Source organism: Actinomyces sp. Z5 (assembly GCF_003287795.1).
GTDB lineage: Bacteria > Actinomycetota > Actinomycetes > Actinomycetales > Actinomycetaceae > Actinomyces > Actinomyces glycerinitolerans.
The window spans coordinates 1-10037 of the sequence record NZ_QMIN01000063.1 but is presented as its reverse complement, the minus strand read 5'-3'; the positions used below and the strand labels follow the sequence as shown (position 1 = coordinate 10037).

Genomic DNA, 10037 nt, shown 5'->3' with positions numbered 1-10037 from the left:
GGGCCCGGAGTCGCCCGGGCCCGACGGCGCACTCGTGCCTGGCGCGGGACGACTCGAATGCACGCAGCCAGCACCCGCCGGCGGTATGGTGAGTAATCCATAACCGAAGCCGGGGTGCACGTGCCCCATCCCGTGTCGTTGTGCCGCCCCGGCTCGAGGAAGAAGAAACCATGACCTCCACCCCCGTGGAACCCGCCTCCCAAGCAGATGGGGCCAGCTCCTCCGATCCCGCCCCGACCGGTGGTCGGCCCGGGCACGCCCTCGAGTGGCAGGCGCCCACACTCATCCGCATCGACGAGCACACCACCATCCCCTCCATGCTGCAGGACCGCGTGCGCCGCTCCGCCGCCCGCCCGCTGATCGCCCGCAAGCAGGAGATCGGCGAGACCTGGCGCAACATGACCGCCCAGGAGTTCTACGACGACGTGCTCTCGGTGGCCGCGGGCCTGATCGGTATGGGACTCGAGCCCGGCGACCGGGTCGCCATCATGTCCCGCACCCGGTACGAGTGGACGCTGCTGGACTTCGCCTGCTGGACGGCGGCGCTCGTGCCCGTCCCCATCTACGAGACCAGTTCCGCCGAGCAGATCGCCTACGTGCTGGCCGACGCCGACGCCCGCCTGGTGGTCGCCGAGACCATCACCACCGCGGAGCTGGTGCGGGCGGCCGCGGCCTCGCTGAACCAGGACGGCCTGAAGGTCCTGTCCCTGGACACCGGCGCCCTGCACACCATCACCGAGGCCGGCCGGGACGTGTCCCGCGAGCAGGTGCGCACGCGCACCGACTCCCTGACCACCGAGTCCATCGCCACCATCGTGTACACCTCCGGGACCACCGGCTCGCCCAAGGGCACGGTCCTGTCGCACGGCAATTTCACCAACCTGTGCTCCAACGCGCACCTGTGGATGCCGGAGATCGGCATGGGGCGGGGTTCGCGGCTGTTGCTGTTCCTGCCGCTGGCACACGTGTTCGCCCGCTTCCTGGAGGTCTTCCAGATCTCCGGCGAGGGGATCATGGGACACGCGCCCGATACCAAGAACCTGCTGTCGGACCTGGCCTCATTCCGTCCCTCCTACCTGCTGGTGGTCCCCCGGGTGCTGGAGAAGATCTACAACTCCGCCGATGCGCAGGCGGGAGGTGGCGGCGCCCGAAGGATCTTCCGCTGGGCCGCGAAGGTCGCGATCGAGTACTCCCGGGCGCAGGACACCCCGGCCGGGCCGTCCCGTGCCCTGCGCGCCCAGCGCGCCGCGGCCGACCGGCTGGTCTACCAGCGCATCCGCACCCTGGTGGGTGGCAACGCCGACTGGATCATCTCCGGTGGCGCTCCCCTGTCCACCCGCCTGGCCCACTTCTACCGGGGCCTGGGCATCCCGGTGCTGGAGGGCTACGGGCTGACCGAGACGGTCGGCCCGATCGCCGTGAACACGCCGCGGCTGTCCAAGATCGGCACCGTCGGCCCGCCGCTGCCGCCCATGGCGGTGCGCATCTCGTCCGAGGGCGAGATTCTGCTCAAGGGCCCGTCCGTGTTCCAGGGCTACCACCACGACCCTGAGGCGACGGCCGCCGCATTCACCGACGACGGCTGGTTCCGCACCGGCGACCTGGGCTCACTGGACCGGGACGGCTACGTGACCATCACCGGGCGTGCCAAGGACGTCATCGTCACCGCCGGCGGTAAGAACGTCTCTCCGGCTGCGCTGGAGGACTCCCTGCGCGGTCACCCGCTGATCAGCCAGGTGGTGGTGGTCGGCGAGCAGCGGCCGTTCGTGGCCGCCCTGATCACGCTAGACGCGGAGATGCTGCCGACCTGGCTGCGCACGCACGATCTGGAGCCCATGACCGTGGCCGAGGCCGCCGTCCACCCGCAGGTGCTGGCTGCGCTGAACCGCGCCGTGGACCGTGCCAACAAGCACGTCTCCCGGGCCGAGTCGATCCGCAAGATCCGGGTGCTCACGGACGACTTCACCGAGGCCAACGGCCTGCTCACCCCGTCGCTGAAGGTACGCCGCAGTGCGGCCCTGAAGCACTTCGCCGCCGACATCGACGCCATCTACGGCGGGCCGGCGGGCGTGCAGTCCTGACGGGCACCGATCCGCGCGCCCGGTGTCGGCGGGGGACCGGTCACGCCGGCCCTCCGCCGCACCGCGGCCGATTCGCCCCTTCTCCCATCCACCACCTGGAGGTTTTCTCCAATACTGGCAGCCGGTTTCGTCGCTCCAATCCGCGCACAACCGGCGCTCGACCTGAAAGAATGTTGCAGTGGCCCCACAATCCTCCGCACCCATGTCCACCGGCGTCCCCTCCGAGGCGGGCAGCCCCACCGCCGTCGACGGCGTCGCCGTCAGCCCGCTGATCAAAGAGCCGGAGTCGGATTGGACCGTCCCGTGGCTGCTGGCCGACCGCATCGCCCGCACACCCAACGCCACCCTGATCGAGCGCAAGACGCAGCTGGGCAACTCGTGGGTCAAGGTGACCGCCCGCGCCTTCGGTGAGGACGTCGCCCGGGTCGCCTCCGGGCTGATCGGAATGGGCCTGGAGCCCGGAGCCTCGGTGGGCATCATGGCGCACACCTCTTACGAGTGGACGCTGCTGGACATGGCGATCGCCCGGGCCGGCCTGGTGTCGGTGCCCATCTATGAGACGGACTCCGCCGAGCAGGTGGAGTGGATTCTGGCCAACGCCGACGTTCGGCTGGTGGTGACCGAAAGTGCCGTCCTGGCGGAGCTGGTGCGGGGGGCCGCGGCCGCATACGCGTCCGCCCAGCCCGACGCGGCGGTGAAGGTGCTGTCCCTGGACCATGACGCCATCTCCACCATCGTCGAGGCCGGTCGGGGCGTGCTCCGCGAGGAGCTGGAGTCCCGTTCGGCCGCGCTGACCTGCGATGACGTCTACTCGATCATCTACACCTCCGGCACCACCGGGCGCCCCAAGGGCGTGGAGATCACCCACCGGCAGGCCGCCGGCCTGGGCTGGAACGGGGTGCGCTGGATCCCGGAGCTGCTCAACTCCCCCGATACGCGTCTGCTCCTGTTCCTGCCCCTGGCGCACGCCTACGCGCGCTTCCTGCAGCTGCTGGCCATCGCCGGCAACGGCGTGCTCGGCCACACCCCCGACGTCAAGACTCTGCTGCCCGACCTGCAGGGCTTCGCCCCCTCCTACGTGCTGGCGGTACCGCGGGTGATGGAGAAGATCTACAACGCCGCCGACGCCAAGGCCGGCTCCGGCGTCAAGCTGCGGACCTTCCGCTGGGCGGCCAAGGTGGCGATCGCCTACTCCCGCGCCCTGGATACCCCCGAGGGGCCCTCCCGGCAGCTGCGGGCCGCGCACGCCCTGGCCGACCAGCTGGTATACCGCACCATCCGTGCCCTCCTGGGACCCAACGCCCGCTACGCCATCTCCGGCGGCGGGCCGCTGGGCGAACGGCTGGGCCACTTCTACCGGGGTATCGGCCTGGTCATCCTGGAGGGCTACGGCCTGACCGAGACGATTGGCCCCACCGCCGTCAACCTGGACATCCGCAACAAGATCGGCACCGTCGGCCCGCCCGTGTGCGGCAACCGGGTGCGCGTCGGCGCCGACGGCGAGCTTGAGGTCACCGGCCTGGGTGTCTTCTCCCGCTACCACAACAATCCCGAGGCGACCGCCGAGGCCTTCACCGACGACGGCTGGTTCCGCACCGGCGACATCGGCTCCGTGGATTCCGACGGCTGGGTGCGTATCACCGGCCGCAAGAAGGAGCTCATCGTCACCGCCGGCGGCAAGAACGTCGCGCCCGCCGTGCTCGAGGACCGGCTGCGCGGCCACCCGCTGGTCAGCCAGGTCCTGGTGATTGGCGACGGCGAGCCCTTCATCTCCGCCCTGGTCACCCTGGACAAGGAGATGCTGCCGCAGTGGCTGGCCAACCACAACCTGCCGGAGATGGACGTGACCACCGCCGCCTCCCACCCGCAGGTGCTGGCCGCCCTGGACCGGGCAGTGGCACGCACCAACCGGGCGGTCTCCCGCGCCGAGTCGATTCGCACCTACCGGGTGCTCACCTCCGACTTCACCGAATCCAACGGACTGCTCACCCCGTCGCTCAAGGTCAAGCGCAACCTGGTGATGGAGACTTACGCCGAAGTCATCGCCGACATCTACGCCACCACCAGGAAGGGGCCGCAGGAGTGAGCCAGGAAACCAACTCCGCCGAGGCGTGCGCGCCCACCGTTTCCCCGCGCGAGCATTCGACACCGCTGCTGGTGCCGGCGCACGCCGCCATGACGGCACCTTGGGCGCTGGCCGAGCGGGTACGCACCAACCCCACCGGCGCACTGATCGCCCGCAAGTCCTCCGTGGGCGGGCGCTGGCGCGACATGTCCGCGCAGGCCTTCCGCGACCAGGTGCGGGAGGTGGCCGCTGGACTGGTCGCCCTCGGTCTGGAGCCCGGCGACGCGCTCGGCATCATGGCGCACACCTGCTACGAGTGGACACTGCTGGACTTCGCCGCCTGGGAGGCCGGCCTCGTCGTCGTCCCCATCTATGAGACATCTTCCGCCGAGCAGGCCCGCTGGATCCTCACCGACGCCGCCGTACGGCTGGTGGTCGTCGAGGACCAGCCCATGGAGACCATGCTGACGGCGCTGGCCGGCCAAGACCCGGCGCTCGCCGACCTGCGCGTGCTGAGCCTGGCCCGGGAGGCCATCACCGAACTCATCACCGCCGGCAAGGACGTGCGCGCCGCCGAGCTCGACGCCCGCACCGCCCAGCTGACCAGCACCGACCTGGCCACCATCGTCTACACCTCCGGCACCACCGGCCGCCCCAAGGGCGCCGAGCTCACCCACGGCAACCTGGTCCACCTGTGCGTCAACGCCTGCGCGCACGTGCCCGAGGTGCTGGAGGCGCCCGAGACGCGCACGCTGCTGTTCCTGCCCCTGGCGCACGTACTGGGCCGGTTCGTGGAGATGGCGATCGTGTGCTCCTCGGCCGGCGTGCTGGGGCACGCCCCCAATGTGAAGAACCTGGTCACCGACCTGGCCTCCTTCCGACCGACCTTCGTGCCCGCGGTACCGCGCGTCTTCGAGAAGATCTACAACGCGGCCGACGCCCGCGCCACCGGCGCCAAGCAGAAGGTGTTCCGCCTGGCCGCCAAGACGGCGATCGCCTACTCCCGCGCCCTGGACACGCCCGCCGGACCGAGCCGCGGACTGCGTGCCCAGCGCGCCGCCTTCGACCGGCTGGTGTTCTCCACGCTGCGCAGCCTGCTCGGCGGGCGCGTCACGCATGTGATCTCCGGCGGCGGCCCACTGGGTGAGCGGCTGGGCCATTTCTACCGTGGCGCCGGGGTGACGGTGTTGGAGGGGTACGGGCTCACGGAGACGTCGGCCCCCTGCACGGTGAACCTGCCGGCCGCCACCCGCATCGGCTCGGTCGGCCTGCCCCTGCCGGGCACCGCCGTCCGCCTGGACGACGACGGCGAGGTGCTGATCAGCGGCATCGGCGTCTTCCGCGGTTACCACAACAACCCCGAGGCGAGCGCCGAGGCGTTCGTGACACTGCCCGATGCCGCGCCCGCGCAGACCGCCGGCACGGACCCGGCGCCGGCGAAGGCAGCGGGTGCGAGCGGCACCCGGTGGCTGCGCAGTGGGGACATCGGCACCCTGGACGCCGACGGCTTCCTGCACATCACCGGCCGCAAGAAGGAACTCATCGTCACCGCCGGCGGCAAGAACGTCGCGCCCGCCGTGCTCGAGGACCGGCTGCGTGGGCACCCGCTGGTCAGCCAGGTGCTGGTGGTCGGGGACAACCGGCCGTGCATCGGGGCCCTGGTGACGCTGGATGCGGAGATGCTGCCACTGTGGCTGTCCAGTCACGGCCTGCCGGACATGGATCCGATCGACGCCACCAAGGATCCGCGCGTGCGTGCGGCCCTGGAGCGGGCCGTGGCCCGCGCCAACGAGGCGGTCTCCCGGGCCGAGTCCATCCGCACCTTCACGGTGCTGCCGGGCGACTTCACGGAGGCCAATGGGCTGCTCACCCCGTCGCTGAAGGTGCGGCGGGATGAGGCCACCAAGCGCTTCGCCAAGGAGATCGACGAACTCTACACCCGGGTGTGACGGCCCCCGCCTCACCGGGACCGATGCTCACGCACCAAGACCGGTCGAGACGACTGCCGGGCACCGTCTTGCAGCCCCTCCCGCTTGGGAGATGTGTAGCCGGTTGCCGTCGGCAGGGTTCTGCCAGGGACACCGCTTGACGGTTCACGACCTTGGGGTATGTTCCACGACCCCGGGGTGGTCGTGGAACATACCCCAAGGTCGTGATTTGACGCCGGCTGGCACCAACGGGACGACGAGCCCGCCCGGCCCGGGCAGTCACCGGAGCGCTGCTTCCGCTCCGGCGACCTGGGTGTGATCGACGCCGAGGGACTGTTGACATCACCGGCCACAAGAAGGAGCTCATTGTGACAGCAGGCGGGAAGAACGGCTGGCCCGCCATCCTGGAAGACCGGCTGGGCCGGCCCCCTCTCATCAACCAGGTGCCGGTGGTTGGCGACAGGCTCCCCTGCAGATGCGCCCTGATCCCGCTCACCACCGACATGCGAAGGGCCGCCTGTAAGCTTCCCCCATGAGTCCCGTCCCTCCCCCGCACCAATTCGAGTCCAGCACCGATCCCTACGCCGCGCCTCAGCCCACGCCCCAGAACCAGGAAGCGGTCGGCTACTCTCCGGAACCGCCCGCGCCCGCAGGGCCGTCGGCCAAGAAGAACCGTATGCCGCTGATCATCGGGGCGGTCCTGGGCGTCATCGTCCTGGTGGCCGCTGGCGTCGGCATCGGTGCGCTGCTGCGTTCCCGCGGCACGTCCGGCAACGCCACTGCCTCCGCGAGTGTCTCTGCCGACTGGGCGGAGGGATCACACCAGACCTGGTCCCTGGAGCTGGAGCCGGACTCCTACATTCGAGGCAACGGCAGCCAACTCGCCGTCGCCTCCCCCACCGATTCGCTGGGGGTTTGGAGCGTTGCCGCCTACGACACCGCCGACGGCGCCCCGCAGGAGCAGTGGAGCGTTGAGGTAGAAGTAGGCACCGATGAGTTTCGCTTCGAGTATTGGGGCGACTACCTCGTCGTCGGCGGCACCCTGCTGGAGACGTCCGACGGCGGCGCCTACACCGCCCCGTGGGAGTCCCGTGACGCCCCGGAGTTTCTGGACGAATACGCCTTGCTGTGCACATACGACGGCACCTGCACCAGCTGGACCGCCGACGACCCGAGTACCTCCCTGTGGGAACAGCAAATAGACGAGCCCGAAAACATCTTCACCGACCAGTCCACAGCATACCCGGACCCGTCCCGCGTCTATCAGGACGACCAGGTAGCCTACGTGAGCGTCTCCCGCAGCAAGGCGGTGGACCTCGCCACCGGCGATGTCATCGACTTCGACCTCGGCGACACGTACGGCCTAGGTGCTCTTGCCGACGGCTGGGTCAAGGTTGATCACGACACTGGGCGCTACACGTTGCTTTCTCCAACCGGAAAGGAGAGGGACAGCTTCGAGGCCGCCGCTGATGAGAACCCGCTGGGGGCCGCGCGCCTGTTCGACGCCCCGAACGTCACCGCCGAGCAGATCACGAAGCTCGCGAAGGACGGTGACCTCAGCTGGGCGCGCGCCCAGGTCAGGACCGATGAGGACGCCGAGACCTGCACGGTAGCCTTCCTCGTAGACGGGACCGAGCTTGACACCACGCAGGAGGACTGGGGCTGCAGCTTCGACTACACGCCGTACCTGCTGATCTCGGATGACGACTCACTGGTCATGATGACCGCCTCCTCCCCCATGCAGACCGCGTCAACCATCTCGCTGCGCGGCATGTGGACCACCGCGGACGGCAAGCTAATCAGCTTGGGGGAAAACGAGTTCGGCACCGACGAGTTCTACCTCATGAACCCCGAGTTGATCGTCGCCTACGACCCGACCAGCGGGGAGGCGACGGGCTACGCGCCCGGCGCCGAGTAGGACCCCGCCGGGCCGGACGCGTCCCGATGACCGGCTGCGCGCCCGGCCCGGCGCATTTGTACATCCTCGTAGGCGTGATTGGCGCCATGTTCTAGTATCGCCGTATGAGCGCCGCCACACCGCCCCCACAAGCTGGCAACGCCTACGTACCGGGCACACCGTACGGCTATATCGTTGCGCCCCCACCCCCTCCGAAGAGGCGCAGACGCCCCCTGATCATCGGAGCCGTGGCCGCCGTAATACTTCTGGTATGCGCCGGTGTGGGCACCTTCGCCGTGTTGCGCGCTCTCCACTCCTCCAGCCAACAGATCATTTCCTCCCGTTGGGCCGATGGCGCCCATGAAGTTTGGACACTCGACGTCGAGGCCGACTCCCAGGTCATAGCAAACGGGAATCAGCTTCTTACCCTTGACACAGGCTCCTCGGACGACGTTTCGCGGCTAACCGCCTACGACATCAGCGGCAAGACACCTACCCGGAGCTGGAGTACCGACGTCGGCCCCCAAAACAATGTCTTCATGTATTGGGGCGACGTCATAATCGCGGGAGGCCAGTTGCTGACCACATCCGGCGAACTGATCTCCGACGTCCCATGGGAGTCCCCAACCCCGCCGGTAATAGTCGGCACATACGCATTCACCTGCGCTTACGGAACCTGCACCGGCTGGTCCTCGGCAAACCCTACAAGTGAACTGTGGCAGACCCGCATCGAGGACTACTACAATTACGTTATGGCCTGGACTCTTGGATTCGTATACGTGGGAGAGGACGCCACCTACGCGCTAGTCAACGATGACACCGCAATAGATCTTGCTTCAGGAGAAACGATTGACTTCGACCTAGAGGCAGGTCATCTCGTTCTCTCCCTGGCCGATGGCTGGATCACAGCTACCGACAATGAGGTAACAATATTCTCACCAGACGGCGAACCGGTAGACGTTTTCGAGATTACAGATCCGGAGCGTCTAGAGGACTCACTGGGTCCCGCAAAAGAACTCGCACTCAGCCCTTTGTATCAGTCACCACGGCCTACCGCCGAGCAGATCAAACTGTTCCTCACCGAGGGTGACCTGAGCGGACAGAAGATCCAGGTCGAATACGACGACTCCGTTTCTCCCTACGACGATGAGTGCCCTCTGATCATCACCGTCAACGAGGCCGAGATCGTTCCCGCGGGAGCCGACGGCAGCTGCGACTTCACATCCAGCCGATTCGTCCTGTCGAACGATCAGTCGGTCGTGGCGATGACCTATTCCACTCCTTTACGTGCGAGTTCGACGCTGTATCTCGTCGGCATGTGGGCCGTGTCCGACGGCTCGCCCATCACGCTGGGTAACTCGCGTGCCGAGCATGACACTGTCATGCTGATCAACCCGTCCCTAATCGTCACCTACGACGAGTCCCCGGGACGACTGACCGCCTACGCCCCTGGCAGCTAAGCACACGGGAGGCAGCCGTGGCCTCTATCGGGTACGCGACGCCTTGGAAGGGGGATGTCGGCGCGAACCTGGTGCTATTGGCCGGGGCCTTGGCCCTAGCAGATCGGGCAGAGTCTTGCCCGCAGGGACCGTGTTCCCACCAGTCCGCACGCTTACCCATATACCCGCGAGTGTCGAGCACCGCCCCGGAATCACCCTCCAGACCATGTTCGCCCAGATTCTCCCGCACCACACCAACCAGAATCTGATCGTCGACACCACGCCCACGCCCAGAGCTCGTGCTTTGGACCGGCGGCCCGCGGGGGCGGTGTCTTTGCACGACCCTGGGCGACACTGCACGACCCTGGTGCACATTCCACGACCCCGGGGTGGTCGTGCAACACACACCAAGGTCGTGGAACGCGGCCCCGGGTCGTGCAACACATACATAGGGGCGGGGTGAGCGTCACCACCACCGGGCACATAACGGGCCATCGACGCGAACGTGGTGCTTCAGCCCGGCGCGTCCCGGTCTTCTAGCTGGTTCGGGCATCTACCCCACGAACCGTCGCTGTTATGTCTCAGGACATCGGTGACAGTTCTGTGTCAGGACATCGGTGACAGTTC

At 68.0% G+C, this 10037-nt stretch carries 5 protein-coding genes; all 5 read left to right on the top strand.

Features of this window, described 5'->3' with window-relative positions:
• The first annotated feature begins 170 nt into the window (after nt 1-170).
• The 5 genes from DRB06_RS08620 to DRB06_RS08600 all read left to right on the top strand — a co-directional run bounded on the left by DRB06_RS08620 (nt 171) and on the right by DRB06_RS08600 (nt 9431).
• The gene (locus DRB06_RS08620) at nt 171-2081 is read left to right on the top strand and encodes a long-chain fatty acid--CoA ligase (protein WP_108967859.1); all 1911 of its coding nucleotides are present in this window, start codon (nt 171-173) and stop codon (nt 2079-2081) included.
• Between the two features lie 202 nt (nt 2082-2283).
• The gene (locus tag DRB06_RS08615; RefSeq protein WP_111819706.1) at nt 2284-4167 is read left to right on the top strand and encodes a long-chain fatty acid--CoA ligase; all 1884 of its coding nucleotides are present in this window, start codon (nt 2284-2286) and stop codon (nt 4165-4167) included.
• Nucleotides 4168-4256: 89 nt separating this feature from the next.
• Nucleotides 4257-6095 (top strand): long-chain fatty acid--CoA ligase, encoded by a 1839-nt coding sequence (locus DRB06_RS08610; RefSeq protein ID WP_111819737.1) that lies wholly within the window; start codon nt 4257-4259, stop codon nt 6093-6095.
• Between the two features lie 511 nt (nt 6096-6606).
• On the top strand, nt 6607-7992 hold the full coding sequence (locus DRB06_RS08605) for a hypothetical protein (RefSeq protein WP_146750847.1): 1386 nt from the start codon (nt 6607-6609) through the stop codon (nt 7990-7992).
• A 104-nt stretch (nt 7993-8096) separates the two neighbouring features.
• The gene (locus DRB06_RS08600) at nt 8097-9431 is read left to right on the top strand and encodes a hypothetical protein (protein ID WP_146750846.1); all 1335 of its coding nucleotides are present in this window, start codon (nt 8097-8099) and stop codon (nt 9429-9431) included.
• The last annotated feature ends 606 nt before the right edge of the window (nt 9432-10037 follow it).